Origin of the sequence: Erythrobacter sp. NAP1 (assembly GCF_000152865.1) — a bacterium.
In the GTDB taxonomy this organism is placed as follows: Bacteria; Pseudomonadota; Alphaproteobacteria; order Sphingomonadales; family Sphingomonadaceae; genus Erythrobacter.
Map to the genome: position 1 here is coordinate 720,346 of NZ_CH672390.1, position 26,869 is coordinate 747,214.

The window sequence follows — 26,869 nt, forward strand, 5'->3', positions numbered from 1 at the left end:
TCAGGGGATGATCGAGCGCGACTGGAGGCCGCGTGACCAGTCGAGCGCTGCGGACATCGAGGGCGACATCGAAGCGGCGAGAGCGTTTTCGATCATCGCCGTTTTCTCGATGATCTGCATTAACGCCGAGACCTTGGCCTGACCCGTTGCTTGCCGCTGCACAATGCCCGAGCGAACTTCGGCGACCTGGCCGCGCCAGATCGCAAGCTTGGCTTCATCGGCGGCGATGAAGCTTGCCATCGAACGCCCGGCTTCGGACACGATCCGGTCGAGGATGGCATAGAGCAGGTCGATGCTGGCGATCTCGGCGAGCGTTTCGCGATCGTCGGTCGGCATGCCGCGTCCATAGGCGGCCTGGACGGTAAGGATCTTGTATAAGGGGACAGAGGCGACCTGCAGCAGTTCCTTCTCGGCATTGCCGATTGCGGTATCGGCGCGGATCGCATCGACCATATTGCCGATGAGGAGCGCGACGCGCGGGCGGATGGCCTTCGCATTCGAAAGGCTCATCTGCTCGAAGGTGGGATTGAGGCAAAGATCGGTCTCGTCGCAGCGAAACACGCGCACGGTCTGGCCCTGCGTCCCGTCTAGGAGCGCGCTTACGAGCGTCGAGGACGCGTCGCCCGCGAAGGGCACGAACTTGCCGGGTTCATCATCCTTGGGCGGCACGTAGATGACCGTGCCAATCAGCGTCATCGCGTATTCGGCGAGTTCGCGGTCGAAAGTACCGCCGGGGTTGAAGAAGGCGCTCTTCTTGAGGACGTGCCAGGTGTAGTTGCGCGGCACGCCGGGATTGACGTCGGCGTAGTCGGTGCCGCCGCCTTCGTTGGTTGACGCGCGCTGGCCGCGCGTGCCGCAGCCGTGCTTGGCGGCCGCATAGTCGGTGAAGATACCTTCGGAATTCCCGATGGCTTCGCAGATCGCCTTGTCGGCGAGATCGCCCTTGGGCCACAGGCCGCCGACCAGCCCCTGCGCCATTTCGCAGGAGTTGATCGAGAGATTGTTCATGAGCTGAGCCTTCTGGCTAAATTCCTGCATGATCTTGTTGCACTCGGGACAGACGGTGTCGATCGCGAGGCTGAAAGCAAAGCCGACCGCGTTGTTGGCGACGGCTTTCAGGAGCGCGACCATCTCGCTCGCATTGATGAAGGAAAAAGACCCGGCAAAGATATCGATGCCCCCGCAGCCCGCCCTTGCGCGCGGCAGCTGGAGATTGGCGATGTTGGTCGTCTTCTGAGGGAAGCGCGTCCAGACATTGCCGAGGCTGTAATAGCCTGCCGACTGGCCTTCGAAGGCGGTCGGGCCGGTGACATTCGCCGCCGCGCCCATGTCATCCATGAAGCGGTCCATGCTGTCGCCAACATTCGCGGCGACCGGTGAGGCAACCATGCTGGCGGCGGCGAGGGTCAATGCCGCATTGCGGATGCTAGTAATCATGTCCGGCTTCCTTGGAGGTGAGAAGGTAGATGCGGTCCTGCAGCTCGTCGGCCGAGAGCACGCCGTAGCCGATCGGAATCGGGCGTTTGGTCACGCTGTCCCACAGCACCAGAGCGGGGGTGGCTTTGCCTTCGAGACCAAGCTTGCCGCGCTGGTTCGTCTCGACCCGATAGTCGGGAAAATGCCGGGATGAACCGCCATCGGTGGAGATCGCGCGCACGGTGATCCGCCAGCGGTCGGCGACGCCTTTGACGATCGGGCCCATCACTTCGCACGGGCCGCAGGTCGAACTGAAGAAATAGAAAAGGCCGTAGCGCTGGGAGAGCGTTGCCATGACGTAATCGCGCTCCGCGCTGCGGGCATCCTGCCACTGCTTCTTGGCGACCGCTCCGACGGGGCGTTCAAGCGTGTAGTCGAGGTCCGGGTCCTGCCAGATCGCCCGCTGCCAGACATCGGAGAACAGCGAGGCGCGGTCGAGCTGCGCGCGCTGGAAGCGGATATAGGCCGCTACATTGGCCTCGGTCGGATAGAGGATCGCGCGCGCCTTGAGTTCGCGAAGCTCGGAGGTGATCGCGTCGAGTTCTTGGCTGGCCGCGACCTGCTCGGCTTCAGGCTGTTGTGGCTCTTCAATGGGAGCGGGCTTCACGCAGTAGAACCAGTAGCCGAGCCTGCGCTCTTCGCAGTAGAGCGCGTCTGCCGAGGTGGTCGATCTTGTGTCCCGCCGCTCCTGCGCCTGGGCCAGAGTGGCGGGCAGGGCAGCTATGCCGAGCGCGAGCGCCGTGAGGTGATGCAGATGGGTCATTGGCCGCCCCTTGCGTAATAATCTTCGATCCTCTGCTGGATGAGGATGCTGGTCTCGAGTTCGTCGGGAAGTCGGGCCGCGTCGGTGAACTCGGCATAGACTTCGCTGAAATCCATCCGGCTGAGGTCGAGCCGGGCAAACTCGTCGAGAGTGAACCCCTCACATTGTTCTTCTTTGGGCTTGTCCCATGGCTTGGGGAGTTGCTTGCGGCCCTGTTCCTGCAGGATCCGCGAGAGCTTGCTCTCGAAACAGCAATAGACCTTCTTCTTCGTCAGGCAGACGCCAAGGAACTTGTCCGAACAATAAGTTCCGACATAAGCGCACAGCCCCTGCGCGTCGCGTTCGTGGAGCAGCACTTCCTCGCGGTTGCAGCCGAGCGCGACCAGCAGGCTGATTCCGGGGATGAGCGGGAAGCCCTTGCCCTTGCAGCAGTTGAGGACGCCGAAGACCTTGGACGAGCAGGTGTTGCGCGTGCCGCGGAACAGCGTCAGCGTGTTCGGATCGAACTGGCCGCGCGCCTCGTCCATGGCGTGCAATGCGACCGCCGCATCCTTGAACTCGTCATTGGCGGTGCGCTCGATCGTCTCGCAGCTGCCATCAATGCAATAGACATCGCCGTCGCAGACATACTGGGTGGAGATGTCCGTACCGGGCAGGGGACATTCGTAGATGCGCTCCCAGGTCTCGCAGGGCATCTCGTCGGTGAGGCATTCCTCGCCGATGAACCGGCAGGTGCCCTGGCTTTCGATGTCGGAACAGTCGGTCGCCGCTTCGCGCGAAGTGCAGGTGTAGCTGCGCTGCCATTCCCAGCACGGCCGTGTCACCGAGACGCCGTCGATCACGCGGGTCTGCGGATCGGCATCGGTGCAGATCTCATTGTCGAGTGTGCAATCGCCATTATCGGCAAATCCGATGCACTGGCTCTCGTCGGAAAAGGTATCGATCGTGCTGTCCGTGGTCACCGCATAGGGCGTGTAGCGCGCATCTGGATTGTCGCATGTGATTTCAGCGATGGGATCGCCAGGTTCGGTGCAGTATCTATAGAACTGGTCCTCCCGCCACTGGAGGCAGGGTCCGGGCTGATACCCGGTGATCCGGCACGACCCCCCATCGAATGCCGAGCACCAGGGATATCCATAGACTGTGCTCGTCTCATTGCAGAGATAGTGCCATTGCTGGCGCCGGGTCACGCTGGCAACGAGCGGCACCGCGCACTGACCCACCGACTGGTCGATCCGCGTGCCAGTGTTGCAGGTAGCGGTGTAGGTCCCTGCCGATCCGGACCCGGTCGGCAGCGGCACGCAATTACCCTGGCCACCCGAGATTGCCATGCCGCTGGTGTAGTCGAGCGGGGTCTCGTTGATGGCGAGGCTGCGCGCAATGACGTCCTCGATCTCACTTGGATCGAAGCGCGCGCGATTGGCCACGCTGTCGCGCATAGCCCGATAGCCCTGGTGTCCGGTAGCAGCGGCGGCCGCATTGCTCTCGATCCGCTCGGGAGCGTCGGCGAGCGTTTCCAGGTTTCGCACGGCGTTGCGGTCGTAGTTGGGCAGGTTTGCTGCATTGGGCTGCGATCTGGCAGCTTCTTGCGCTTCGCCGCGCAGGCTTTCGCCAAAGGCCTTGCCATCGGCCCGCGCGTCCTGCTGCTGCGCGGAAAGGGGCGCGGCGACGGCGAGAAGACCGAGCAGTCCTATGCGAAGCGATTGTATGAGCCTCATGGCCGTTCTCCTTCGAGCCTGCGGGAATGGAGGCGCGCGAGCTGCGCTCCCGGACCGCCTCCCGAAGCGAAGGTGTCGAGCACTTCGGCCACGCTGATATTGCCGGCAATGCGGTCGTGCGGCGGCAAGACGTCTTTGCAGTCGAACCCGTCGCAGGGGCTGAAATCGCTCGCGATCATCACGAAGCTCGGGGTAACCTTGATATCGAAGGCGCGGAACAGGCGCGGGTCGATCCCGAGCGCGCCGGCCTCATCGCCATCGCTCCAGATTGCGGCGATGCGCTTCTTGAAGCGCGCGCTGTCGCCTTGCGGGAAACCGCGCAGCACGGTGACGCCGCCGGCCCTCGAGACATCGCGAACCAGCGCCTTCAATGAGGGCTCGGGCATTGCCAATGAGGCAAAAGCGATGAACCGGGGCGTGTCGCCCATCGCTGCCACTTCCGCGTCGGCCTGGGCGCGGATCATGCCATCGAGATCGAGCGGCCCGGCATTCGCGGTCGCCTGCGCAGTCTCGGCATAGCCTGCGCGATTGTCGAAAGCCGTCTGCTGCGCGGCGCGCGTGTCTTCTGCGAGGGTATCCGCTTTTGTCCTGACCGACGTGGCGAGCGCCTCGGCGTCGACGGCATGTTCGGCCGCTCGCGCGCGGATCTCAGCGAGGTCAAGGTCGGGTCCGGCATCCTGCGCAGAAGCGGCGGCAAATCCGGCAGCGATCACGAGGCTCAGGCCAACGAGTATGGGGAAAGCGTTTCTCATAGCGCGCAGCAATTCCTCTTGCGCCAGACGAGGTATCCCATGTCTTCGCCGATCGCGGGGATGACCTGTCCGGGGGACTGGAAGGTGGTGGATGCACCGATGGGCGGGCAGGCGTAGCGGCCCTTGGTCGCCGGGTTGGGGCTGGTGGCCTGGAAGCGGTATTGCTGCTTCCTCATCACCGGCATCAGGTACTTGCCGCACAGGCCCTTCGACCCCATCGTCCCCCATGAGACGAGCTCGCGGTGGAGCTTGTAGGCGAAGCGCGAGAGCACGAGCCGCGAGGCCTGGACGTGTCCGATCGAGGCCGAGACGTTGCCGTTCATCGGGTACATCGACCCTTGGCAGCCCGCGCACCAGAACATCTCGTCGAGCGGCAGGTTCGCGGTCGCTGCAGCACAATCCGCCGCGCACGCGGCAAGCGCCAGCGGGTTGGCAAACAGCACGGCCTCGGGATTGATGATCGCGGTGAGCTCGCTGTCCTGCCACAGCGGATCGATCTCGGAGATGTAGAGGATGTCGATCGAACCCGGCTCGAGGCACAGAAAATCGGCGACGATCTCCATCCAGTAGATCAGCGGATAGGCATACCAGTGGACGTGCCAGCTCGAATAATACTGGCTGGCGCCGCCCACGGCCGAAGGACCCGAGATCGAGCGGAAGCCGATATCAAAGCCGGGATCGAGCTTCATGCCGCCGAGGTTCACGAAGCACCAAGGCTTCATGCTGACATCGGCGAGCCGGACCGGCTCCCAGAACCCCATCGCGATGCCGGGCCGAAGACCGCACAGGCACAGCGGGAAATCGGGGTTGTCCGGATCGGGACGATTGCTCGGCCAGATTTCGAGCCCGCCGATCGAGATCGGGAACAGGCACGACCAGCAGATGTCGGTGATCGGATTGACGAATTGCCCGGTGCACTTGCCCGGACCGGCATCGGCCGAAGCGGGTGATGCGAAGACCAGCGACAGCATCGCCGTGAAAAGCACGAGGAAGGCGCGGATTCCGGTCATGGCTGTGCCTTCCGGCGCGGCAGCGCAATCTCGCTGACTTCGAGGAAGCGCCCGTTCTGGCGCACCCGCGCGGGAACAGCCTTGATACCGAATTTTTGCGTCAGCTTGCCGCCCTGGTCGAAATAGAAGCGGCGTTGACGGGCCTTCATCAGCTCGAGCGGTGCGCCTTTCACGAGGATCAGCTTGGCATTGGCGTCCTGCCTCAGCGCCCAGGCGATCTGCGCAGGGTCGTCGCCGTCGAGAAACAGGAGGTCGGAGCGCAGCTTGACGCTGTCGAGCGGATTGACCCGGGTTCCGGCGGCATGGATCAGCGCGCCTTTTGCGCCCCGGATATCGGCAGCAAGCGCGATTGTCGGATCGAACGCCCAGCTGCGGCTTGCGCTTGCGCGAATGAGGCCGGCAACCGGATCGGGCCGGTTGACGCGTGCGATCGTGCGACGCTTGAGTTCCTCGTTGAGCCGCGCGGTCTCGCCCGACTTTTCCATCTGCGCGAGGCGCGTATGAATCTGTTCGAGCAGGTCGCGCTCGATCACAGGGAAGACCGCGCCGCGCTGGCCGTAGTCTCGTGCCTGCAGGCTGGCAGGGAGCATGGCGAGGAGAAGCGCGCCAATCGGAAGGAAAGAGCGCATCACAGGATTGCCCTCCCGCTGCCGAGGATCTGCCCGCGGCAGACGAAGCCGATTTCCCCGTAGCGGCTGTCTAGCCCGCGTGGATGGTCGGTTCCGGTGTAGTAGCAACCTTCCGGTATTGCGCCTTCGGGACCGCGCGTGAGCGGCACGCCAAGGCGGGTGACCTCGAGCAGGCTCGCGACCTGCTTTCCGTCGATGAAGACCGCATCGCCCTCGTGGCGCACGACATCGCCCGGCATGCCAAGCACGTGCTTGCCAAACATCTGCGGTTCCTTTCCGAAATGCCTTTCGACGAGTTCGCTTTGCGGCGGCTCAAAGAAGATCAGGCTGCCGCGTTCGATCGGCGCGCGCTTGTCGAGCCAGAACGCCCAGTTTGGCAGGCTCGGGCTCGCATTGATGAGGAAAGCGTGGTCCTTGCTGAAGGCATCGAGCGGCGCCCAGGCGAGCGGCAGCAGGACCAGCCCCGAGAGCAGCAGCGAACGGCGGATCGAGCGGGGCAGGCTCATGGCTGGATCTCCCCTGCGAGCTTGTCCGCGATGCGCTGCTCGAGTTCGGAGGTTGCGTCTTCGGCAGCGCCCGCGAGCACGGCCTCGGCAACCAGCACCACGCGGCCGTCATGGCCCATGTCGGCAACGGCGCTTTCGGCGGCCTTGAGGTAGGCAAGGCTAGCCGCTTGGACGACCGCCGGATCGGCATCGGCGCGCGCGGCTTCCTCGACGAATGTCCCGATGGTCTCGGCGAGCCGGACCGTGACGATCCGCTGCTCCGGGGAGCTGGTGACCTGCTGCGTGATCCACGCACCCCACAGGAGCGCGGCAACGAGCACCGCTACGGCGAGGAGTTTCGGGCCCAGCTGGCTAAGCGGGAGGTGCAGTCTATCCATGGCGGGGAGATCCTTCGGCGAGGCGGCGATCGAGGCGGCGCAGGAAAGCCGGCAGCCGCAGCAGGGTGAGGCCGCCAGCTGCGATGAGGAATGCGATCTGGAGGTCCTGCGCAAAGAAGCGGCGCGCGACCGGTTCAGCGGTGCGGTAATGGTCGGCAAGATTGCCGAGCTGCGCGAACAGCGCCGTGAGATCCCAGCCTGCTACAGCCAGGAACACGAACAGCGGCAGGCCGAGGACCAGCAGCAGCGTGCTCGCCGCGAAGCTTGCCGTTTCGATCAGCACCAGGCAGGTGCCCTGGAACAGCGCCAGCCAGTCGATCACACGGTGCTTGTCGCGGGCTTGTCTGACTGACGGAAGCGGCACGCGATTTACGAGCGTGGTGGTCTCGAGCACCATCACATGCCTCCTTCTACGCCTGCGACCAGCGCGACTGCGCGCTCCAGCGGCATGCCGTTTTCGACATGGCGGTGGATCGCGGCATAGGTGTCGGGATCGGAGGAGAAGATGGTTGCCGAGAGTGTGTCGAGCACCAGGCGTCCAACGGCTTCCATCTCGGGACCTTTGAGGTAGATCTCGCTGTACTCGGTGCCCGAGCGCTTGAGGCTGCGGATCAGCGTCTCGGTCCGGTCGTCCATGTCGAGCCGGGCCTCCTTGCGGAAATCGGCGATGGTCTCGGGCTTCTGTTGGAGCACCAGCATCCAGTCGCTGTTTTCGAGCGCGGCGCGCGCACCATCGGACTTGTAGTAGTCGTTCAAGGACTGGGTCGCGGTCGCAAGCGCGCCGCCATATTTGCGCGCGGTGCGGGCATAGGTCTCGACGAACTCGCCCATCGAACCGCCCTTGAGCATCGCCCAGGCCTCGTCGATCAGCAGCAGCTTCTTGGTCGAGCGCGACGAGCGCGTCATCGCCTGACCGGTCATGAACATGATTGCCGAGAGGACAACGCTTCGAAGCTCCTCGCGGGACGCGAGGTCGCTCATCTCGAAGACGGTGAAATCGTCTTCGAGCGCGAAACTCGCTTTCCCCGAGAAGAACCCGGCATAGCTGCCACCGCGGCAGAAGGGCGCGATCGCTGTGGCGAGATCCTTGCCCGCCTCGTTCTCGCTCTGATGGAGCGCATGCGCGACGTCGTCGATCGCCCCGCCGCTGCCGAGCGCTTCCCACACCTGCGTCACCGCGCGGTCGATCAGCCCGCGCTCGGTGTCCGAAGGCGCGGCGCTTGGCCGCGCCATCTGGCCAACGATGGCCTTGATCATGGCGAAGCAGTCGAGCCGGTAATCCTCGTCTTCATGCGCGCGGGCATCGTCGACCATCGAGAAGGGGTTGAGTGAGAATCCCGAGGCGAGCGTGAACTCGACGAAGCGGCCGCCCTGTAACTTGACCGAATGCTCAAAACTGCGTCCGTCGTCGATCACCACGACCTTGGCGCCCGCGCCGCGCAGCGCGGCGCACAGCTCCTGCAGCAGCACCGACTTGCCCGAGCCCGACTTTCCGCAGATCGCGATGTTGTGGTTGCCCGCCGCGTTCTCGAAGGGCGACCAGAAGAAGGGCTGGCCGCGCCGTCCGAGGAGCAGCAGGTGCGGGATCGTCCCGCCGAGATACTCGCCCTGCAGGGGGGCGATATTGGCCGCGGTGGTCGAGAGCATGGTCCGGAAGCGTTTGAGCCGCGCAAGGTCGTGGACCAGACCATCGGCGAGGCTCAACGGGAATGCCGCGACCAGGCCTTGCAGCTGGAGGAACCGCTCGTCGGCAAGGTCCCAGCCGGCGGCCTTGTAGATCGCCTTGACCGTGCGCTCATGCGCATCGCCTTCCCCCAGCGGCGAGATAGTGGTGAGGCCGTAAAAGAGCTTCACCAGCTTTTTGCCCGCCTGGAGCTCGGCCTGGACGTGCTTCCATTCGGCCGATTGCTCGCCAAGCCTAGGGAGGAAGCGCGCGCTCTTCGTTTCCGAAAGGCTGGTGGTGCGCATGAACTTGTAGCCGGCGCGCGCCGAGGCGGCCTCCTGGTCGGGATAGTGCAGGCACAGCATTGTCGCGGCGGGACAGGGAAAGCGCAGCTTGTCAGTAAACATGTCGCCGATGAGCCGCGCGCATTCCCACGGTGCCCAGCGCTCAGGGGTAGAGCGCACGCCGTAATGGCGCACATCGAAGCGGTCGGGATAGCATTCACCTACCTGAGGCACGCCATCTCGCGAGCGCCCGGTCTCGCGGAAGCGCTCGGTGCGCAAGATAAGCCGGTCGTCCTCGACCTCGAGTTCGATATCGCGGCGGATGGCCTGCGCGTCGAGCGTGTCCTCGCGGTTCCAGTGGGTGAGATCGGGTTCGCGCGCTGTCGTCGGCGAGGTGAGTTCGTCGACCAGTGCGAGCAGGCCTGCGGGCTCGAGCCTGTTCGATGCAAGGCCGAGCGAGTTCAGCATCCCCGCCATCCCGTCGCGGCATTCGGTGAGTTCTGCATCGGTCACGTTTCCGGGCACCGGAACGCCCAGCGACAGCACGAGACGCACATGGCGCGCATGAAACGGCGCGTGTGCCGAGCCCGACTTCCAGACGAGATCGTAGAGCCGGTTGGTGCGGGCCTTCGCGATCGCTTCGTAGATCCCGCCCTGCTCGTAGCGCGGCGCGAACCAGGGGCCGACGATGGCGCCGATGCGCGGAGACGCGAAGTTCAGCACCTGCAAACAGGCGCCTTGCGGCAGGCTCTCGGAGAAGAACTGCCCGAGGATTTCACCGGTGCGCTCATCGGCGCCGATGAGCGGGGTGACTTCGAGAATGAAGCCCTTCGAGTGCGCGTTGCGGTAGAGCCCCGGGCCCTCGTCATAGATGCGGTACGGAAGCCAGTCCGACAGCATGTCGAGCGCGAAACGCGGCTGCGCATGGTCGGCTTTCTTCGCATCGCCGAACAGGCCAGCGAGGAGCGCGTCGCGCGCAGAGGATAGCGAGAGGTTCACTTGGGCTCTCCTTCGGGCAGAACAGGGTGGGGCACCTGGCCGGGGGAGGGGGAACGACCAGGTGCCCCGGGGTCCGGCGCTTTGGCACCGGGCAGCTCCGTCAGATCCTGTGCGGGGATGACCAGGACATCGGGAGGCTGCTGGGGGGAGGGATTGGAATGCTGGAATGGACGTGCTTCTGCGGCGGCGGGCGGCGGGCCTTCCGCTTCAGCCGGGCGCGCCAGTGCGCGCAGAACGTCGCCGGTCGAACGCGGCGCGCGCCAGCGCTCGGCAGCGCGATCGGGCAGCACGACATGAACGACCCGGGCCTCGTGGATGCGGCCCGCCTCGTCGCGGTAGCCCGCAACGACGATCCGCAATTCGCGATCACCGGCCCCGTGCGCTCGCGCAGAGGCATGACCGGACCGTTCTGCCTGTGAAGCGCGGGTGGCGGCATCGTCGATCATCGAGGTTGGCGCGCAGCTTCCCTCCGGCGCGCGGCAGGAAAAGTCGCCCTTGACGTTGCCGCCAAGTGTAGCGCAGCCGGCGATCATCAAGGAGAGGGTTGCCGTCGCTCCGACACGGGTCACACGGCCGCTCATTGCTTCGATCCGGTCTTGGCATTGGCAAATGCGCGCAGTGTCTTTGCATCGCGGTAGCCGTGCAGCACCGCACCGTCGCGCGCTCTGACGATCACCGGGGTTCCGGCAAAGCCGTTGGCCTGTGCAAAGGCTTCGTTGGCATCGAGCGCAGCTGCTTTCTTGCAGGCAGCGCGCGGTTCGAGGTGCTTGCCGGTGTAGGCGGCATGGAGCGCCCCGACCGGATCGGCGGCGCACAGCACCGCCTCGGACATGCGGCGGCTCGATGCGCCGAAGATCGAGATCGGCCGCTCCTCGACAAGGACGCCTGCCTTCTCGAGTTCGCCGGTGAGCCGCTTGCAGTAGCCGCACTGGAAATCCGAGAAGACTACCAGCTTCGGCCCCTTGGGATTGCCCCACAGGATCGCGCCTACTGCGGGCAAGACTTTGAGATCGACATGCGTCGCGGCCCGCCTGTCGCGGGGTTCTGCAACGTCGTGCCGACCGGCAGTGTCCTCGCCGGCAGCGCGGGCTGCGCCGGCGGCGAGCAGGTCGGGATTGAGTTCAAGCAGGCGCGCGGCGGTTACGTCGCGCCGCTCCTCCATGTCGTAGAGCCGCCCGACGAAGAGGTAGCGTGCCGCTTCGTCGATGTAGAACAGCGTCTCTCCCGAGACGACCTCGCACCACGGCGCGAATGTCTTGCAATCGAGCGCGTCGATCGGTGTCTTGGGCAGACGAAGCTTGAGCGCTTCAACCACATTCTGCGTGATCGCGGCCTGCGCCGGCATGGCGGTCACTACCGCGACACCGCTTGTAAGGAGGGCTGCTGCGCTGGCGGCGGCGAGCGATATGTGCGCGGCGCGCGCCTTGAGGCCGGGCCGCTGGTTCGAGTAGTTCATTGGGGTGTGCTCCTGACATGGACGCCGTCGAGAAAGACGATCTCGACTGCGATGCCGGTCGGCATCTCGACGACGGGTTGGTACTGTTCTGCGCGTTCGATGAGGTATTTGCTGACCGTGTCGGCGGCTTCGCCCGCGCCCTGGCCGAGGCCGCCTGCGAGAATGTCGGTCGGCGAGAGCGCGTCGCGCCTGCCGTCGCTGCCGACAGGCTGCGCAAAGATGCCGTTGGCATTGGCCGAGAAGCCGCGTCCGAACCCGCCGACGATCCCGGCGAGCAGCGCCTGGCTGACGAGGCTGCCTTCGCGGCTGACGACATTGCCGCGAACGCCCGACTTGCCGGCAAAGGCGATGAACCCCTTGACCTCGCTCACCGCAAAGCGTCCGCCCGGTTGCGCACAGGTCATGCGCACAAGCTTGACGTAAACCTTCTCGGCCGAGAGATCGCCGCGCGCCGCGCCGTTGACGAGGCAGCCGGTGAGATCGGTGGTGAGAAGCTTGTTGCCCTGCAGCACCGAGCGCGCCGGACCGGTGATACGCAGCACCACGGGCAGCGGATCGCTCTGGCTGGTAACGCCCGTCGAGGCGTCGACCCCGACGATCACGGTGGCAGGTGCATAGCTGTTGGGCGGCAGGTAATCGCGGCTTGCCTCGAGCAGCAGCGTCGGCGCGCTTTCGATTGCCTTGGTCTTGGCGGCGCCCGGCTTGTCGGATGAGAAACTCAGCAGGCTTGCCTTGGGTTCGCTGGGTGGCTCGAGCGCTCCGGGAGGGAAGCCCGGAGCCCGCGGATCGGCTGAGGGAACCGGCGTAACTGGGGGATTGGCGCGCACCGTCTCGAGTTCCGAGCGCAAGGCGGCGTTCTCGGCCGAGATCGCATCGATCGCCGCCTGACCGTCGCTGATCATCCCCGCGTTTTCGCCGCGCAATGTCTCGAGCTCCTGCTCGATCGAGGCCTTGGGAAGCTGGCTTTCCTGCAGGTCCTTGATCGCGCGGCCCTGCGCATCAAGACGGTTGCCGTAAGTGGCGACGAATTCGCGCTGCGAGAGATTGCGATTGACCAGCGCGCCGGTCTCGATCGTGGTCGCGCCCGCGCCGCCGGCGCCGGCTTCATCCTCGCCGCCGAAGATGAACATCGAACCGGAGATGAGTGCCACCCCGCCGATGCCGGCGAGCAGCAGCTTCTGGCGCTGCGCGACCGTGCGGTTGAGATTGCGCCGGGCTTCGCCGCGCGTCTCGTCCTTGGGCGCTGCGGCGGGCGTATCGTGTCTGTCGGTATCGGCCATTATTCGAGCCCTCCCTTCGCAAAGACGAGGAAGGCCTGCGTGCTCGCGCCGGGCTGGAGACTGTCGCGGCCATAGGCAAAGGCCAGCGCCCCGGCGGGCGCCTCGCGTTCACCGGCAAGGTCGACGGGCATCGGACCGAGATTGCGCAGGGTGAAGGCCTGACCGATCAGCTCGGCACCTTCATATTCGGCGACCTGCTGCACTTCGAGGCTGTCGGTGCGGCGTGGTCGCGAGAGTTCGGCGCGCGCCCGGAAGCCCGGCAGAACACCGTCGCTCGCCATCGCCTCGATCAGGCGGATCGCGGCTTCGTCGCGCGTCGCTGCATAGCCTTCCCATTCGCTCGCCTGGGATTTGGCGAGCGCGGGATTGGTGACGAAGAGCTGGCTCGCTTCCTCGCCATCGACGCGGCAGGCGAACTTATAGACATAGCCCGCGCTGCTGGTCGCGAAGAAGCTGACTCTGGCGCTCGCGTATTGCAGCGGCACCGAGACATAGATGTCGCCGCGCACCGGTTCGTGGGTCACCTCGAAATCGTTGTAGGGATAGCCGCTCGCCATCTTCGAGACATTGGCGAAACCATCCTTGATGAGGGCGATACGGGTCAGCGCGCCGCGCGCGAGCACGCAATCGATCGCGGCGCCATCAGCGGCCTCGACGAACTGGTCGGCATGTGCCGGTGAAGCGTAGGCGGCCGTGGCGATTGCCAGCGCAACGCTGGTCAGCGCGGCGGGGAAGGGGCGGGATAGGAGTGTCATGGGTTCTCCTCCTCGGTTTCGGTTGGGAGCTGGCGGAAGCCGGTGAGGCCGAGGCTGAGGCCGCGGCGGTTCCAGCTGAAGGCGAAGCTGCGCTGCTGGCTGGCGATCACCTGCGCTCCAACAAAGGTCTTGAGCGTGCCGGTGACGACAGCGGTGAGCGCCTGCGGATCGACCTCCATCCGCGAGATGACGAAGGCCTGGCTGATGTCCGAACCGCGCTGCTCGTCGACGATCTTGACGAGCTCGGCCTTGAGGCTTCCGTGCGCTGTTGGATCTGCCACCTTCAGGACCTGTTCCATCCAGTAGTCGAGGCTCTCGGGTGCGCGATTGAGCAGCATGAGCGCGGTGTCGCGGGTGACAAGCTCAAGGTAGTGCGCATCGGTTGCGCTGCTCGTGAGCGTTATCCGCTCAGGCGTAACCGGGACCAGGATTACACTTTCCTCGCGCGTCGCCGCCGCGCCGACCGCCAGCACGCTTGTGAGGCCCAGCACGGCTGCCAGCGCGGCGAAGCGATTGCGCTGCTTGAGATGACGCTGGGCTTCCTCGTACGCGAATTCGTGTTTCACTTGGGTCCTCCCTCAGCCTGCGAGCAGGCGGCAGTGGGAGGGCGGCGTGGCTTTCAGCCCGAGGAAGCTCCCCGGCAGATACCAGTAGGCAGCATGGACCAGTTTCGACCCTGCGCCTGATGCCTTCGCCTTTCGAAGGGCGAACCAGGTCATGACCGATAGGCCGGTGCCGGTGATGATGTGCTGCGCAAGGATGCCCCAGGCGAACGGGACGAGCAGTCCCGCAAACTCGTCGATGGTCCAGAAACCGATGAGCTCCGGATCGTCGAGCCGCCGTGGAACGAGGTATCTGTCGGCCATGCCGCCCTCCCGTCGTTAGACCGCGATCAGATGGTCGCGGTCACGACCGAGGTGACAATCGGCACACCGGTGCCGACGCCGATACCGACACCGACCGGGACCGCGACCTGCCCGAGGGCGAAGCGGCCCGAGGCGAGCGCGATAAGCCCGCCGGCAAGGCTGAGGACGGTGATGATCTTGCCGCCCGAACCTTCGAGGAAATCGGTAAACTTCTGCAGCGCGGGATCGAAGGTCGTGTCGGCACCGGCATAGGCCGCACTGGCGCAGGCGAGCGCAATGGCGGCCGGAAGAATATAGTCGCGGGCACGAATGCCTTTGGTGGATTGGCGCTGAAGAGTGATTGCTTTGGTCATCGAGGAACTCCGTATCGAACATGGACCAGCGATGTGTTCGCTGTATGTTCTTTCCTCGGTTGGAAGGCAGGGTGTAGGAAAACGGAAACTGCCGCACGCGGTATTCCGACCAAGAGAAATCGTCGATTCTGGGCAATCTGACCGGGTTTTGCGCGACCGGTGCAGACATTGCGGCCAAGAATACCGATCATTGCGCCACCCACACCGAAATCTGAGATCGAGGGGCCGGAATCTGCGCGAATCAAATCGTGTGAACGATGAGCCAGTTTCCTACGAGTTCCTTATTTGTTCTTTTTCCTTTCCTACAGTTTGACGCGTCGCCTAGCCTGTTGGTGATTCGCTAAAGATCACCGGAAGCAGGAAAAATGGCGCGAAACACAAACGACAAATGGGGAGAACTATCGCGAGGAGTCGCCGCTTTCCTCGACCATGCCGTGGACGAAAGTGGCAAGTCCCGGCGGACGATTGCCGCACAGACGAATATCAACAAGGATGCGCTCCGACGCATCCTCGCCGGGACAAGGTCAGCCACACTGCCAGAGGCGCTGGCCATCCTTGACGCGAGCGGACACGCGCCGCGCACCTCCCTGATGCTGGCACTCGCGGGGTACTCGCAGCGTAGCGAGGATTGGCAGAATAGCGGCGTGCTGGAATTTCTTGAAACCTTCATAAGCGAGTTGCCGTCTGCTTTGGATCAGGCGCTGGGCGAGAGGCTGCTCGATGTGAGACCGCGCTGGGCAAAGGGGACCGCGCACCGCACCGCCGGTCTCCTGTCGGATCACCTCGCGCAACTGGAGCGGCAGGATGAACAAAGCTTCGCTCTCTGAAATGACGACCGGTCTCGAAACGGACGCGGAAGCCGTTCCTGTCGAGCCAACGCCAGACCGGCTCATTCGTCTTCCCGAGGTCATGGCGCGCGTGGGCCTGCGCCGAACGGCAATCTATCAGCGGATGCGCGAAGGCCGTTTTCCAAAGTCGCGTTCGCTCGGTCCCCGTTGCACGGTTTGGGTCGAAGCCGAGATCGATGACTGGATCGGTTCTGTTGTCGAACGCACCGACGAGATATGTCAGAACACGCCCCGAATTTCGAGATGATCATGTCTTGCGTCCCGTCACTGCTCCCATAAACGCCCTCTGTCCGGCTAGCCGGAAAGCACTTCGATTATCCGGCATTCGCCAACCGCTCCGTGCTGGCAGTCGTCGACCATATGGCGCAGTTCGGTTCGCAGTTTTCGCAAGTCACCAAGCTTCCGATCCACCTCGCGCAGGTGGAGGCTGGCAATAGAGTCCACGGCTTCGCACGATTGCGATGGATCATCCGCCAAAGAAAGCAATTGGCGCACCTCCGCCATGGTGAAGCCGAGGTCGCGTGCGCGGCGGATAAACCGCAATCTGGCCAATTCGGTCGGGCCATAGTCCCGGTAGTTGCCGGCGGTGCGTGGTGGTTCCTCCAGCAATCCGGTCCGTTCGTAGTAGCGGATGGTTTCGGCGGTCGTGCCGGTCTTCCGCGCCAGGGCACCAATCTTCATGGGTTTCTCGCAATGCTTGACCTTGTAGCCACTACAAGGTGCATAAGACGATTCGAAGATGCAAGCAGAACGGTGAAATCCTGTGGCAAAGAAGGACATTATTGAACTTATCGAAGCTGAGCGGCGCGTTTTCCGTACCGCCAGGCAGTCTGGTGACCGGGCTTTGGCTTGGACCGCGCTCGAGCGAGAACATATTCTGGGCCAGGGCTTCTTCGGGCCGCACCTTCGTTCACATATGACGATGCTGGGCTATGCGGTTGAAACCCGCGATGGCCGGGAAGTTCTGGGGCAGGTCATACGTCTTTCGCTCGCTCCCCTTGGCAATCTCACCGGACGGCTTCCTAGGGGGAATACCGGACGCGCAAACGTGAGCGCGTTCGCGCCAATGCCATACCCGGACGACCTCTCAGAGGTTCTTACGATCTCTTCGGGCGAAGCTCGCTAGCTCGCGCCATGGCAATTCTATCCAACGAACAGGTTGAACGCCTCTACGACAAGAACGCGGGAATCTATGACCGATTGGTGTCGGGGTTTCGGTGGGCCGGTCTTGGTCGCTGGCGACGCGATCTGGTTAACCGGCTTGAACTCAACGCCGGCGACCATGTGGTCGATCTGTGTGCTGGCACCGGCGCAAACCTCGCGTTTCTGCTTGAGAGAGTAGGACCAAGCGGCAAGGTGACGCTGGTCGACCTTTCGCAAGGCATGCTCGACCAAGCCCGTCGACGAGCGAAGCGCCTGCGAGCAAGTAATGTCGAATTTGTGCAGTCAGACGTAGCCGCCTTCCGCTTTCCGAGCGAGACCAGCGCAGTCATCAGCACCTTTGGACTGGAAATGCCACCTGACTACGCCGCGATCATCGAGCGCGCCTCAGCTGCTCTCCCGACGGGTGGCCGGATGGCCTTGCTTGGCTTGAAGCACCCCGAGCGCTGGCCGCGATGGCTGATTGAAATCGGAATATTCGCCACGAAACCGTTCGGAGTCTCGCGCGAGTATGAGGAGTTCCGCCCTTGGTTACCAGCACGCAAAGTTTTGCGCGAAGTCCACTTCCGCGAGTTTCTGGCCGGTTGTGCGTATGAATTCGTCGGTGCCAGATCGTGATCATGAAAAGACAAGCGCTCAGACAGCCGTGGTTGCGCAAGCTTTGCAAGGCTCCTAAAGGGTTGAGTAACGTGCCGCGTTTTGTGTTGCCCTTCCTTGCGATCATCGCCATTCTTTTCGGTAGTGTTCTATCGTTACCTGACGCCCATGCTTCAGAAGGCGAAAGCTTCGTTCATGCGGCCGATCACGTTTATGCGCATGGGGCGGACCACTTCGATAGCAATGATCCCGAGCCGGACCACGATGGTCAGGACCATTCGGCAACGCATCATCACAATTGCAGCTTCAGCCTCGCCGATAGTGGAGTGTTCCTGGGGTCGCCCTTTGCGCGCACGAATAGCCTGAAGGGTCCGCTTGCGACTTCGATGCTCACCTCGCGCGCGCCGCCGGTTCTGATCCAACCTCCCAAAGCCTGACAGCAAATCATGTGCGAGTGCGCCTGCGCGCGCTCGATTGGTTTCAGTCAGGAGATACAATAATGCGGTGCTTTGCACTGGCCGCGGCCTTGATTGCCGTGTCCACGGGTTCGCCAGTATTGGCACAGGAAACAGTTACACTCGAGGAAGCGCTCGCTCGAGCGGGCGTCGGCATTGAAGGGGAAGATGACCCTTCCAGCAATCCACGGGTTTACGGCCCTCTGGCGGAGGCCGAAGCCGCGCGTGCGGCTATCGACCAAGCACGCCTCCGACCCAATCCCGAGCTATCGCTCGAGGCCGAGAACATCGCGGGCTCCGGCGCTTTCTCCGGGCTGCGATCGACCGAATATACCCTAGCGATCGGTCAGCCGCTCGAACTCGGCGGCAAGCGAAGCGCACGCATCGCGAGCGCACGCGCATCGTCCGATTTCGCCGGCTTGCAGAGCGAATTTGCCTTGTCGCAACTCGCTTTGGGGGTGCGCGAGCGTTATGTGCAGGCCGTCGCCGCAGGCCAGCGCCTCGTTCTCGCGCGGGAAATCGTCGAGCGAAACCGTGAACTGACGCGGATCGCCAACGTGCTTGTAGAGGTCGGGCGGGAGCCGCCTCTTCGAGCTATGCGTGCACAAGCTACGCTTGCCGAGGCGGAGGCCGAATTGCAGGCTGCACAAGCAGACGATTTAGCAGCACGTCAGGCGCTCGCGGCTCTCTGGGTATCCGGACAGCCCAATCCCGCAGTATCGAACGTCTTTCCTGACTTATCGCCGCCCCTTGCGCCGCCGGTTTCCGAAGATCCGTTGCAACTGCGCATTGCGGGCGCTCGAACCACCTTTGCTGAAGCCGAAATTGCGCGTGAGCGCTCGCTTGGCGTTCCCGACCCAACGCTGTCGGCAGGTGTGCGCCGTTTTGAGGAAAGCAACGATCAAGCGTTCATCGTCGGGATTTCCATTCCGCTTCCCTTTCGCAACCGCAACCAGGGCAACATCGCAGCCGCCGAGGCGCAATACCGCGCGGCAAGCGCGAGCGAGGCGATAGCCGAGGCGGACTACCGCGTGGAGTTCGAGCGGACGCGAACGCTTTATCTGGCCGCCGAAACGCGTGTGGAGACCCTCTCCAGCGCATCCCTGCCGCAGGCTGAGGAAGCGCTCAGGCTCGTCGAAATCGGCTACCGCAATGGCAGATTTCCGCTGATCGAAGTTCTGGCGGCTGCCGAAGCGCGCGACGCCATTCGTGAAAATCTGATTCAGGCAGAAGAGACCCGCGGCCTGCTCGCGGCGCGGCTCATCTGGCTCACCACACAGTGAGGCCCATTTCCATGAAACGTAGCCATTTGATCGCCGTAATCGGTGTCCTGATCTTGCTGGCCGCCTTGGCCTGGGTCTTCTGGCCCGCTGACTCAAACGGGCCCGACCAGCAAGCGGAACAAGGTGAAAAGAGCGAAGTCCCCGAAGGCGTTCTGCTGATCGACGCGAAGCAGATCGCAGCTTCGTCGATAGAAATCGAAGCTGTCCAATTCGGCGCAGCAACGGAGCTTGTATTCCCAGCGACCGTCGCCGCGGCGCCGAATGCCAGCGCACGGATCGATGCGCGTGCATCCGGTGTGGTGAGGAGCGTGAACAAGATGCTGGGCGATTATGTCAGGCAGGGGGAGGCGATCGCGCGGATCGAGAGCGCTGATGCTGCCGGACTGGCTGCGCAGGTCGCTACCGCGCGTGCGCGGGTCAATGAACTGTCTGCGCTCTACGACCGCGAAAAGCGGCTGTTCGAGGCCAATGTGACGGCCCGGCAGGATCTCGAAGCGGCGCAGGCCAATCTGCAAGTGGCAAGATCGGAGCTGTCACGCGCACAAGCTGCATCCGCCGCTGCTGGTGTCAGCGGGGATGGACGTTCGCTGGCCGTGACGAGTCCGATTTCAGGGCAGATCACCAGCGCGCCGATCGTGCTTGGCTCCTACGTCTCCGCCGGTGAAGAGATGTTCCAGATCGTGAACGCGAGCGGCTTGCAAGTGCAGGTTGCTCTGCCCGCCAGTGATGCTGCGAGAATTAGGCCCGGCGACGAGGCAACGCTGGAATTCGGAGAGGAGCGGGAGATCGGCGGACGTGTGCGCTCGATAACCCCCGCGCTCGATCCGGAAAGCCGCAGCGCAACCGCAGTTATTTCGCTCGCTGGAGCGGTCCCCGGATTGCAGCCAGGCGCATTCTTGCAGGCGCGCATCCGGCCCTCAGGTGAAACCGATGCGACCTTGATCTCGGTGCCTGAATCCGCAGTTCAGATGGTCGAAGGCCGTGAAGTGGTGTTCGTTCGCACGCGTACCGGCTTTCGGGCGATGCCTGTCGTGACGGGATCGCGCTCGGGAGGGCGCATCGTGATCGAGTCCGGATTGCAGAATGGCCAGCGGATCGCGACCGAAAACGCCTTCCTGCTCAAAGCCGAACTCGGAAAAGAGGAGGCCGAACATGGACATTGATCGGTCTGAAAGCGGCTTCGAGGAGGAGCGCAGCAGCCATGATGGCGTGATTGGCAGCGTCCTAGACTGGTCTGTTCGAAACCGCTGGGCGGTCGTGGTTCTGGCCCTCAGCGTAGCGATTTGGGGGGCTTTCAATCTCGCCCGATTGCCCATCGATGCGGTGCCGGACATCACCAATGTTCAGGTGCAGATCAACACCGAGGCACCGGCGCTCTCGCCCTCGCAGATCGAAACGCAGGTAACCTTCCCTGTCGAAACCGGCATGGCCGGAATCGAGGGACTGGAGATGACCCGCTCGATCTCGCGCAATGGCTTTAGCCAGGTCACGGCGATCTTCGAGGAAGGCACGGATATCTATTTCGCGCGATCGCAGGTGGAGGAACGGCTCGCCACGCTCGCCTCTTCGCTTCCTGCAGGCGCGGAGCCGTCGATGGGTCCGATTGCGACCGGTCTCGGCGAGGTGTTGATGTATACCATCGAGTTTGAGCATCCGGGCGGAACCGATGCGCCCAAGGGTGGTGCTGTTGGCTGGCAGAATGACGGCAGCTTTGTCACGGACCGGGGCGAGCGATTGGACACGGCGGTGGCGAGAGCCGCCTATCTGCGTACGGTACAGGATTGGGTCGTCGCGCCGCTGATGCGTTCGGCCAACGGCGTGGCGGGCGTAGACTCGATCGGTGGCTTTGAGAAGCAGTACTTGGTGCAGCCAGACCCCGACCGCCTCAACGGCTACGGCGTTTCGCTCGACCAGCTGATTACCGCGCTGGAAGCGGCGAACCAGGCCGAAGGCGCCAACTTTGTCGAACGGGCTGGCGAAGCTCTTCTTGCACGGGTCGATTCCCGGCTGAATTCCGTAGAAGACATTGCGCAGGCAGTGGTGGCAACGCGCGAAGGTGTGCCGATCCGCGTCGGCGACGTGGCAACGGTCGAAATTGGCGGCGATCTCCGCACAGGTGCAGCCTCGCTGAATGGCGAGGAAGCCGTCGTCGGTACTGTGCTGATGCGCGCAGGCGAAAACAGCCGCACCGTAGCTGCGGGTGCTGCCGACAGGCTCGACGAGGTACGGTCGTCGCTTCCAGCAGGAGTTGAGGCGGAGATCGTCTACAACCGTTCGACACTCGTCGATGCGACCATCGTGACGGTACGCAACAACCTTGTCGAGGGCGCGCTGCTCGTCATTGTCGTTTTGTTCCTGCTGCTTGGAAACATCCGCGCCGCCATCATTGCAGCTCTGGTCATCCCTTTGTCGATGCTGATGGCAGCTATTGGCATGAACCGGCTTGGCGTATCTGGCAACCTGATGAGTCTTGGTGCGCTTGATTTCGGCCTGATTGTCGATGGCGCTGTCATCATCGTCGAAAACAGCATCGCGCGCCTCGCCGCAAGGCAGGAGCACGAGGGACGTTTGCTCACACTGCGCGAACGCCTTGCCGAGACGCGGGCAGCGGCGCATGAGATGATCAAGCCAACGGTGTATGGCCAGGCGATCATCTTTCTGGTTTTTGCGCCGCTCCTCACCTTCACCGGGGTTGAGGGCAAGACATTTTCGCCCATGGCCATCACGGTGATGCTGGCACTTGCCTCGGCATTCATACTCTCGCTTACTTTCGTCCCAGCGATGATCGCTCTCTTGCTGAACAAGAAAATCAACGAGCAGGAAGCAAAGCCCATCCGATTGGCGAAAGAGCGCTATGGTCCGCTGCTGCGCAGAGCGCTTGCCCGTCCATGGCCTGTCATCGGTACCGGAGTCGGCGTGTTCGCGCTCGCGGCGCTTGTCTTCAGCTTCATCGGCAGCGAATTTACACCGCAGCTCGACGAGCGTGATCTGGCTGTCCAGTCATTGCGTATTCCTTCCACCCCACTGGAGCAGTCGCTTACAATGCAGCGCCAGGTCGAAGCGCGATTGAAGCAATTCCCGCAGGTTGAGCTGGTATTCTCGCGCACCGGCACGGCAGAGGTCGCGACCGACCCTATGCCGCCGAACATCTCGGATGCCTATGTTATCCTCAAACCGCGCGAAGAATGGCCGGACCCCTCGCTGTCTAAGGATCAGCTTGTAAGCGAGATGGAAGAGGCGCTCGGTAATCTCGTTGGCAATCTCTACGAATTCAGCCAGCCCATCGAGCTGCGCTTCAACGAGCTCATCGCAGGCGTTCGCGGCGATGTCGCGGTCAAACTCTACGGGGATGATCTTACGGCTATGACTGCGGCTGCAAACCAGGTCGCGGTCGTGCTCCGCGGTGTCGAGGGCGCGGCCGATGTGAAGGTCCAGCAGGTTTCGGGTTTTCCGACGCTCGATATAGCCTTCGATAGGCCAACGATTGCGCGCTACGGCCTCACGGTCGAAGACGTGGCGCAGTCCGTTGCCATAGCGCTTGGAGGTCGAAACGCAGGGCTGGTGTTCGAAGGCGATCGACGTTTCGATGTCGTGGTCAGGCTATCGGATGCAAATCGCAATGACTTCGACCAGCTCGGATCATTGCCGATCGTGCTTCCCAATGGAGGAACCGTGCCGTTGCGCGCAGTGGCAAAGTTTCAGGTGATTGATGGCTTGGCCGAGGTCCGGCGCGAGCAGGGTCGCCGGCTGGTGATCGTATCCGCCAACGTGCGCGAGCGCGATCTTGGGTCATTCGTCGAACAGGCGCAATCCGAGGTCGCTGCAGGCGTTGATTTGCCTTCCGCATCGTTCATCGAATGGGGCGGTCAGTACCAGAACCTGCAACAGGCTCAGCAGCGTCTGCTGATCGTGGTTCCGCTCGCCTTCGGCGTCATCTTGTTGCTCCTGTATTTGGCGGTCGGCGGTTGGGTCCCTGCGCTGGCGGTGTTCAGCGCAATCCCCATGGCACTGGCTGGCGGGGTCTTTTTCCTGGCTATGCGCGGCATGCCTTTTTCCATCTCGGCAGCGGTGGGGTTCATTGCTCTCTCCGGAGTTGCGACGCTGAACGGCCTCGTCATGATCACAGCGATCAAGCAGCGTCTCGAACAAGGCTTGGAACTGGGCGACGCGATCATCGAGGGCGCGATCGCACGGCTGCGGCCAGTGTTGATGACAGCGCTTGTCGCATCGCTCGGCTTTGTTCCGATGGCGCTTGCGACGGGAACCGGGGCCGAAGTGCAACGTCCATTGGCTACGGTTGTCATTGGCGGGTTGATCACCGCCACCGCGCTCACCCTGTTCGTATTGCCAGCCATTGTAAGCCTGATCTTCGCGAGAAAACCGCGCGCGACCCAGGTTGAGACATCAGCAGCAGCGAGGAGCGACAGCTAGTGACACGGAATATCGAACTCGAACTATCGTCGCTTCTCCCGGACATTCCGAGCGACACCGACAGATGTATCGCTCGGCTGCAGTCGTTGCTCAGTTCGCGGGCCGGGGTGCATGCGGTCGAGGTCCTTGCAGGATCGAACAGTACACCTGCCCAGCTTGCAATATCTTACGATCCCGATCGTCTCACGATCGCGCGGATCAGAGAACTTGCGCACGTAGCAGGAGCGGAAATTTCCGGGCGCTACGGGCATGTTGTGTGGCAAACCGAGGGCATTAATTCGGTGCGCCGGGCGCAGACGGTCGCAGATCTGGTAGCCCGCGAATCCGGCGTACTTGAAGCAAATGCCGATGCGAGCGGAAAGCTGGTCGCCGAGTTCGACCGCCGGCGTACCGATGAGACCGCGATTGCCAATGCGCTGCAAGAACTGGGGGTTTCAATCAAGGCCGACAAAATCGCCGCAAATGCCAGGGATGCTGAAGAACACCGCCATGACGATAAAGATCATTCCGGGCACAGTCACGGCGGCATCTTCGGCGCTAATACTGAACTCTTTTTCTCGCTCGCTTCGGGCGCATTTCTCGCCATCGGCTTCGGGATCGAGAAACTGTGGGACGGGCATCCGGTCTGGCTGCCGTTCGCTTGCTATATAGCGGCATATTTCTTCGGAGGCTTCTTCACTCTCCGAGAGGCGTGGGACAATTTGCGCCTCCGCCGGTTCGAAATCGACAGCCTCATGCTTGTCGCCGCTGCGGGCGCCGCCTTTCTCGGGGAATGGGCCGAAGGCGCGCTACTGCTGTTCCTGTTCAGTTTCGGCCACGCGCTCGAACACTACGCGATGGGGCGCGCGAAGAAAGCTATCGAAGCGCTCGCCGAGCTTGCCCCGGACACCGCACGGGTAAAGCGCGGACCTGACGTAGTTGAGATCCCGGTCGAGGAGCTTGCGCTAGGCGACGTGGTAATCGTGCGTCCGAACGAACGCCTTCCGGCTGACGGCTTCATCTTGGACGGCGTCAGTGCCATCAATCAGGCTCCGGTGACCGGCGAAAGCGTGCCGGTCGACAAGAGCGCGGTTTCGGATGTCGCTTCTGCGCGCGCCAATCCTGACAATCTTGCGGATGACAATCGCGTCTTCGCGGGGACGATCAACGGATCGGGCGCGCTCGAAGTGGAAGTGACCCGGCGATCGAGCGATACGACCCTAGCCAAGGTCGTCCAAATGGTGAGCGAAGCCGAGGCTCAGCAATCTCCTACCCAGCGCTTCACGCAGCGCTTCGAGCGAATTTTCGTGCCTGCCGTGCTCGCTCTGGCCGGCCTGCTCCTTTTCGCATGGGTTATCATCGACGAGCCGTTCCGCGACAGTTTCTACCGGGCGATGGCGGTGCTTGTGGCTGCGAGCCCGTGCGCTTTGGCGATCGCGACCCCGAGCGCGGTCTTGTCCGGAGTGGCGAGAGCTGCACGCAGCGGCATTCTGGTGAAGGGCGGCGCGCCGCTCGAGGATCTCGGTGCGCTCAAGGCCATCGCGTTCGACAAGACCGGTACTCTTACCGAAGGCGAACCCCGCATTACCGATGTCGAACCCGAGCAGGGTGTATCTGAAAACGAACTGCTTGCGATTGCTTCGGCGGCTGAAAATCTGAGCGATCATCCCCTGGCACAGGCGATTGTCAGGGACGGCAAGCAGCGGCTTGGCGATGAGACTCTGCCCGAAGCTACCAATCTCGAAAGCTTCACAGGCAAGGGCATCACCGCGCTTGTCGGCGGTGAGCGGGTGTGGATCGGAAAGCTCGAAATGTTCGGGCAAGACGGGGTCCCTCCGCTCAGTGCCGAACTGTCGGATGCTATCGAGGGCATGCGCGAGCGCGGGCGAACGACAATGGGCGTTCGCTCGGAAACGCGCGATCTCGGAGCGATCGGTTTGCTCGACACGCCGCGAGCGGCGGCAAAGGCGACGCTCGAAGCGTTGCGCGGCCTCGGGATCACCCGAATGATCATGATCTCGGGCGACGACCAAAGAGTGGCCGATGCGGTTGGAACGGAAGTCGGCCTCGACGAGGCCTGGGGCAATCTCATGCCCGACGACAAGGTCAAGGCCATCCGCAAGCTTGCCGGCCAGGACAAGGTTGCGATGGTCGGAGACGGGGTCAATGACGCTCCGGCCATGGCGAATGCCACAGTCGGGATAGCAATGGGGGCTGCCGGATCGGACGTTGCATTGGAGACAGCCGATGTCGCGCTGATGGCCGATGATCTCGCCCGACTGCCTTTCGCCGTCGATCTGAGCCGACAGACCCGGTCGATCATCCGGCAGAATATGATCGTCAGTCTTGGAATTGTTGTCGTGCTCATCCCGGCAACCATTTTCGGTCTCGGGATAGGCCCCGCTGTCGCGGTTCACGAGGGATCAACGCTGATCGTGGTCGCCAATGCGCTTCGCCTTCTGGCGTATAAAGAGAAGGGCAGCACAAAAGACATAGTGGAGAAGCCAGTATGAGCTGCAACGATGACTTCGATCTGGATTCGGCGGACAAACGACGCACATTGTGGATCGTATTGTGGCTCAACGTCGCAATCGCGGTTGGTTTCTTTGTCGTTGCCTATTTTGCGGACTCGAACGCGCTCTTGGCCAACGGGCTCGACAATTCTTCCGATGCATTTGTCTACGCGCTCAGTCTTCTGGCTCTCACCCGTTCGCAATCCTGGAAACGAGGGGCCGCGCGTTTCTCAGGCATCATGCTCCTGATCTTCGCCGGAGGTGTTATCGCCGATGCCGTCAGGCGTTTCATCGAAGGCTCGGAGCCGGGCGGCCTGATGATGATCGCCATGGCGGCCATCGCGGCGGTGGTGAACCTCATCTGCCTGCGCATGCTCCAGAAGCTTCAGCAAAAGGATGTTAATCTGCGCGCAGCGACCACCTTTAGCTTCAACGATTTCATATCGAACGGCGGCATCATCGTCGCCGGGATCATCGTTATGCTTACAGGCGCAAATTGGCCGGATCTCGTGGTTGGGATCGCGGTTGCTGGCATTGCCCTGTATGGCGGGATCGATATCCTTCGCGATGCGCACAGGGATAAGCATGAGGAAGCGGGCACCGAACATATCAAAGGCGACGAATTCGGAAGATGATGCTCGAAATTCGCATTTTGGTCGCTGGATTGCCTCGGCTCCGTATTCAGACTATCGCAGGTTCGTGAAGTTTGTTCGCG

Annotated in this window: 28 protein-coding genes; 11 read left to right on the plus strand and 17 right to left on the minus strand. The window is 63.0% G+C overall.

What is annotated here, in order from left to right:
- The 10 genes from NAP1_RS03310 to traC are packed head-to-tail and all read right to left on the minus strand — an operon-like array spanning nucleotide 1 to nucleotide 10,177.
- Entirely contained in the window at nucleotides 1-1,437 is a 1,437-nt protein-coding gene (locus NAP1_RS03310; RefSeq protein ID WP_007163814.1) for a conjugal transfer protein TraH, read from the minus strand.
- On the minus strand, nucleotides 1,427-2,239 hold the full coding sequence (locus NAP1_RS03315; protein WP_007163815.1) for a conjugal transfer protein TraF: 813 nt from the start codon (nucleotides 2,237-2,239) through the stop codon (nucleotides 1,427-1,429). Before NAP1_RS03315 ends, NAP1_RS03310 begins: the two co-directional genes overlap by 11 nt.
- Nucleotides 2,236-3,957 (minus strand): conjugal transfer protein TraN, encoded by a 1,722-nt coding sequence (locus tag NAP1_RS03320; protein ID WP_007163816.1) that lies wholly within the window; start codon nucleotides 3,955-3,957, stop codon nucleotides 2,236-2,238. The genes NAP1_RS03315 and NAP1_RS03320 overlap by 4 nt, the downstream gene beginning before the upstream one ends.
- Nucleotides 3,954-4,709 (minus strand): type-F conjugative transfer system pilin assembly protein TrbC, encoded by a 756-nt coding sequence (trbC, locus tag NAP1_RS03325; protein ID WP_007163817.1) that lies wholly within the window; start codon nucleotides 4,707-4,709, stop codon nucleotides 3,954-3,956. The genes NAP1_RS03320 and trbC overlap by 4 nt, the downstream gene beginning before the upstream one ends.
- Nucleotides 4,706-5,719, minus strand: coding sequence for a conjugal transfer pilus assembly protein TraU (gene traU / locus NAP1_RS03330; protein ID WP_007163818.1), 1,014 nt, complete (start codon nucleotides 5,717-5,719; stop codon nucleotides 4,706-4,708). Before traU ends, trbC begins: the two co-directional genes overlap by 4 nt.
- Nucleotides 5,716-6,348 carry a type-F conjugative transfer system protein TraW gene (traW, locus tag NAP1_RS03335; RefSeq protein WP_007163819.1) on the minus strand — a complete coding sequence of 211 codons (633 nt, stop codon included), beginning with the start codon at nucleotides 6,346-6,348 and terminating at the stop codon, nucleotides 5,716-5,718. Before traW ends, traU begins: the two co-directional genes overlap by 4 nt.
- Nucleotides 6,348-6,854, minus strand: coding sequence for a S26 family signal peptidase (locus NAP1_RS03340; RefSeq protein WP_007163820.1), 507 nt, complete (start codon nucleotides 6,852-6,854; stop codon nucleotides 6,348-6,350). The genes traW and NAP1_RS03340 overlap by 1 nt, the downstream gene beginning before the upstream one ends.
- Complete coding sequence (locus NAP1_RS03345) at nucleotides 6,851-7,231, minus strand: TrbI F-type domain-containing protein (RefSeq protein ID WP_007163821.1); 381 nt, start codon at nucleotides 7,229-7,231, stop codon at nucleotides 6,851-6,853. The genes NAP1_RS03340 and NAP1_RS03345 overlap by 4 nt, the downstream gene beginning before the upstream one ends.
- Entirely contained in the window at nucleotides 7,224-7,628 is a 405-nt protein-coding gene (locus NAP1_RS03350; protein ID WP_007163822.1) for a hypothetical protein, read from the minus strand. The genes NAP1_RS03345 and NAP1_RS03350 overlap by 8 nt, the downstream gene beginning before the upstream one ends.
- The gene (gene traC / locus NAP1_RS03355) at nucleotides 7,628-10,177 is read right to left on the minus strand and encodes a type IV secretion system protein TraC (RefSeq protein ID WP_007163823.1); all 2,550 of its coding nucleotides are present in this window, start codon (nucleotides 10,175-10,177) and stop codon (nucleotides 7,628-7,630) included. The genes NAP1_RS03350 and traC overlap by 1 nt, the downstream gene beginning before the upstream one ends.
- Before the next feature lie 158 nt (nucleotides 10,178-10,335).
- On the opposite strand from traC, the gene NAP1_RS16565 reads away from it, so the two are divergent.
- Entirely contained in the window at nucleotides 10,336-10,596 is a 261-nt protein-coding gene (locus tag NAP1_RS16565) for a hypothetical protein (RefSeq protein ID WP_193353872.1), read from the plus strand.
- A 158-nt stretch (nucleotides 10,597-10,754) separates the two neighbouring features.
- On the opposite strand, the gene NAP1_RS03365 is transcribed toward NAP1_RS16565, so the two are convergent.
- The 6 genes from NAP1_RS03365 to NAP1_RS03390 are packed head-to-tail and all read right to left on the minus strand — an operon-like array spanning nucleotide 10,755 to nucleotide 14,887.
- Nucleotides 10,755-11,633, minus strand: coding sequence for a DsbC family protein (locus NAP1_RS03365; protein ID WP_007163824.1), 879 nt, complete (start codon nucleotides 11,631-11,633; stop codon nucleotides 10,755-10,757).
- The gene (locus NAP1_RS03370) at nucleotides 11,630-12,913 is read right to left on the minus strand and encodes a TraB/VirB10 family protein (RefSeq protein WP_007163825.1); all 1,284 of its coding nucleotides are present in this window, start codon (nucleotides 12,911-12,913) and stop codon (nucleotides 11,630-11,632) included. Before NAP1_RS03370 ends, NAP1_RS03365 begins: the two co-directional genes overlap by 4 nt.
- On the minus strand, nucleotides 12,913-13,668 hold the full coding sequence (locus tag NAP1_RS03375; protein ID WP_007163826.1) for a type-F conjugative transfer system secretin TraK: 756 nt from the start codon (nucleotides 13,666-13,668) through the stop codon (nucleotides 12,913-12,915). Before NAP1_RS03375 ends, NAP1_RS03370 begins: the two co-directional genes overlap by 1 nt.
- Entirely contained in the window at nucleotides 13,665-14,234 is a 570-nt protein-coding gene (locus NAP1_RS03380; RefSeq protein WP_007163827.1) for a type IV conjugative transfer system protein TraE, read from the minus strand. Before NAP1_RS03380 ends, NAP1_RS03375 begins: the two co-directional genes overlap by 4 nt.
- Before the next feature lie 12 nt (nucleotides 14,235-14,246).
- A complete protein-coding gene (gene traL, locus NAP1_RS03385) occupies nucleotides 14,247-14,534 on the minus strand; it encodes a type IV conjugative transfer system protein TraL (protein WP_007163828.1) in 288 nt (95 codons plus the stop codon).
- A gap of 26 nt (nucleotides 14,535-14,560) precedes the next feature.
- Complete coding sequence (locus NAP1_RS03390; RefSeq protein ID WP_007163829.1) at nucleotides 14,561-14,887, minus strand: hypothetical protein; 327 nt, start codon at nucleotides 14,885-14,887, stop codon at nucleotides 14,561-14,563.
- Nucleotides 14,888-15,252: 365 nt separating this feature from the next.
- Here NAP1_RS03390 and NAP1_RS03395 point away from each other — a divergent pair, with 365 nt between their 5' ends.
- Complete coding sequence (locus NAP1_RS03395; protein WP_007163830.1) at nucleotides 15,253-15,714, plus strand: hypothetical protein; 462 nt, start codon at nucleotides 15,253-15,255, stop codon at nucleotides 15,712-15,714.
- Nucleotide 15,715: 1 nt separating this feature from the next.
- Nucleotides 15,716-15,982: an AlpA family transcriptional regulator gene (locus NAP1_RS03400; protein WP_010412637.1), complete on the plus strand. Its 267-nt coding sequence runs from the start codon at nucleotides 15,716-15,718 to the stop codon at nucleotides 15,980-15,982.
- Between the two features lie 47 nt (nucleotides 15,983-16,029).
- Here NAP1_RS03400 and NAP1_RS03405 read toward each other — a convergent pair whose 3' ends face one another.
- A complete protein-coding gene (locus tag NAP1_RS03405) occupies nucleotides 16,030-16,416 on the minus strand; it encodes a helix-turn-helix domain-containing protein (protein ID WP_007163832.1) in 387 nt (128 codons plus the stop codon).
- A gap of 82 nt (nucleotides 16,417-16,498) precedes the next feature.
- Between NAP1_RS03405 and NAP1_RS03410 the strand changes: the two genes are divergently transcribed.
- The 8 genes from NAP1_RS03410 to NAP1_RS03445 all read left to right on the plus strand — a co-directional run bounded on the left by NAP1_RS03410 (nucleotide 16,499) and on the right by NAP1_RS03445 (nucleotide 26,789).
- Complete coding sequence (locus NAP1_RS03410) at nucleotides 16,499-16,861, plus strand: DUF3703 domain-containing protein (RefSeq protein WP_007163833.1); 363 nt, start codon at nucleotides 16,499-16,501, stop codon at nucleotides 16,859-16,861.
- An 8-nt stretch (nucleotides 16,862-16,869) separates the two neighbouring features.
- Nucleotides 16,870-17,514 carry a class I SAM-dependent methyltransferase gene (locus NAP1_RS03415; RefSeq protein WP_007163834.1) on the plus strand — a complete coding sequence of 215 codons (645 nt, stop codon included), beginning with the start codon at nucleotides 16,870-16,872 and terminating at the stop codon, nucleotides 17,512-17,514.
- 2 nt (nucleotides 17,515-17,516) lie between these two features.
- Complete coding sequence (locus tag NAP1_RS03420) at nucleotides 17,517-17,930, plus strand: hypothetical protein (protein WP_156777180.1); 414 nt, start codon at nucleotides 17,517-17,519, stop codon at nucleotides 17,928-17,930.
- A gap of 119 nt (nucleotides 17,931-18,049) precedes the next feature.
- Nucleotides 18,050-19,231: a TolC family protein gene (locus tag NAP1_RS03425; protein ID WP_241761170.1), complete on the plus strand. Its 1,182-nt coding sequence runs from the start codon at nucleotides 18,050-18,052 to the stop codon at nucleotides 19,229-19,231.
- An 11-nt stretch (nucleotides 19,232-19,242) separates the two neighbouring features.
- Entirely contained in the window at nucleotides 19,243-20,394 is a 1,152-nt protein-coding gene (locus tag NAP1_RS03430; protein WP_007163837.1) for an efflux RND transporter periplasmic adaptor subunit, read from the plus strand.
- 46 nt (nucleotides 20,395-20,440) lie between these two features.
- A complete protein-coding gene (locus tag NAP1_RS03435; RefSeq protein WP_156777321.1) occupies nucleotides 20,441-23,662 on the plus strand; it encodes an efflux RND transporter permease subunit in 3,222 nt (1,073 codons plus the stop codon).
- Entirely contained in the window at nucleotides 23,662-26,154 is a 2,493-nt protein-coding gene (locus tag NAP1_RS03440) for a heavy metal translocating P-type ATPase (RefSeq protein WP_007163839.1), read from the plus strand. Before NAP1_RS03435 ends, NAP1_RS03440 begins: the two co-directional genes overlap by 1 nt.
- Nucleotides 26,151-26,789 (plus strand): cation diffusion facilitator family transporter, encoded by a 639-nt coding sequence (locus tag NAP1_RS03445; protein WP_007163840.1) that lies wholly within the window; start codon nucleotides 26,151-26,153, stop codon nucleotides 26,787-26,789. Before NAP1_RS03440 ends, NAP1_RS03445 begins: the two co-directional genes overlap by 4 nt.
- Nucleotides 26,790-26,869 lie beyond the last annotated feature (80 nt).

Bases quoted from the DNA above. Each gene is read 5' to 3' on its own strand.
- traL (WP_007163828.1), bottom strand. From the start codon at position 14,534: ATGGCCGACAGATACCTCGTTCCACGGCGGCTCGACGATCCGGAGCTC.
- NAP1_RS03430 (WP_007163837.1), top strand. From the start codon at position 19,243: ATGAAACGTAGCCATTTGATCGCCGTAATCGGTGTCCTGATCTTGCTG.
- NAP1_RS16565 (WP_193353872.1), top strand. From the start codon at position 10,336: ATGCTGGAATGGACGTGCTTCTGCGGCGGCGGGCGGCGGGCCTTCCGC.
- NAP1_RS03310 (WP_007163814.1), bottom strand. From the start codon at position 1,437: ATGATTACTAGCATCCGCAATGCGGCATTGACCCTCGCCGCCGCCAGC.
- NAP1_RS03420 (WP_156777180.1), top strand. From the start codon at position 17,517: ATGAAAAGACAAGCGCTCAGACAGCCGTGGTTGCGCAAGCTTTGCAAG.
- trbC (WP_007163817.1), bottom strand. From the start codon at position 4,709: ATGAGAAACGCTTTCCCCATACTCGTTGGCCTGAGCCTCGTGATCGCT.
- NAP1_RS03350 (WP_007163822.1), bottom strand. From the start codon at position 7,628: ATGGTGCTCGAGACCACCACGCTCGTAAATCGCGTGCCGCTTCCGTCA.
- NAP1_RS03340 (WP_007163820.1), bottom strand. From the start codon at position 6,854: ATGAGCCTGCCCCGCTCGATCCGCCGTTCGCTGCTGCTCTCGGGGCTG.
- NAP1_RS03365 (WP_007163824.1), bottom strand. From the start codon at position 11,633: ATGAACTACTCGAACCAGCGGCCCGGCCTCAAGGCGCGCGCCGCGCAC.
- NAP1_RS03395 (WP_007163830.1), top strand. From the start codon at position 15,253: ATGGCGCGAAACACAAACGACAAATGGGGAGAACTATCGCGAGGAGTC.
- NAP1_RS03345 (WP_007163821.1), bottom strand. From the start codon at position 7,231: ATGGATAGACTGCACCTCCCGCTTAGCCAGCTGGGCCCGAAACTCCTC.
- NAP1_RS03390 (WP_007163829.1), bottom strand. From the start codon at position 14,887: ATGACCAAAGCAATCACTCTTCAGCGCCAATCCACCAAAGGCATTCGT.
- NAP1_RS03320 (WP_007163816.1), bottom strand. From the start codon at position 3,957: ATGAGGCTCATACAATCGCTTCGCATAGGACTGCTCGGTCTTCTCGCC.
- NAP1_RS03375 (WP_007163826.1), bottom strand. From the start codon at position 13,668: ATGACACTCCTATCCCGCCCCTTCCCCGCCGCGCTGACCAGCGTTGCG.
- NAP1_RS03370 (WP_007163825.1), bottom strand. From the start codon at position 12,913: ATGGCCGATACCGACAGACACGATACGCCCGCCGCAGCGCCCAAGGAC.
- traU (WP_007163818.1), bottom strand. From the start codon at position 5,719: ATGACCGGAATCCGCGCCTTCCTCGTGCTTTTCACGGCGATGCTGTCG.
- traW (WP_007163819.1), bottom strand. From the start codon at position 6,348: ATGCGCTCTTTCCTTCCGATTGGCGCGCTTCTCCTCGCCATGCTCCCT.
- NAP1_RS03415 (WP_007163834.1), top strand. From the start codon at position 16,870: ATGGCAATTCTATCCAACGAACAGGTTGAACGCCTCTACGACAAGAAC.
- NAP1_RS03405 (WP_007163832.1), bottom strand. From the start codon at position 16,416: ATGAAGATTGGTGCCCTGGCGCGGAAGACCGGCACGACCGCCGAAACC.
- NAP1_RS03445 (WP_007163840.1), top strand. From the start codon at position 26,151: ATGAGCTGCAACGATGACTTCGATCTGGATTCGGCGGACAAACGACGC.
- NAP1_RS03315 (WP_007163815.1), bottom strand. From the start codon at position 2,239: ATGACCCATCTGCATCACCTCACGGCGCTCGCGCTCGGCATAGCTGCC.
- NAP1_RS03400 (WP_010412637.1), top strand. From the start codon at position 15,716: ATGACGACCGGTCTCGAAACGGACGCGGAAGCCGTTCCTGTCGAGCCA.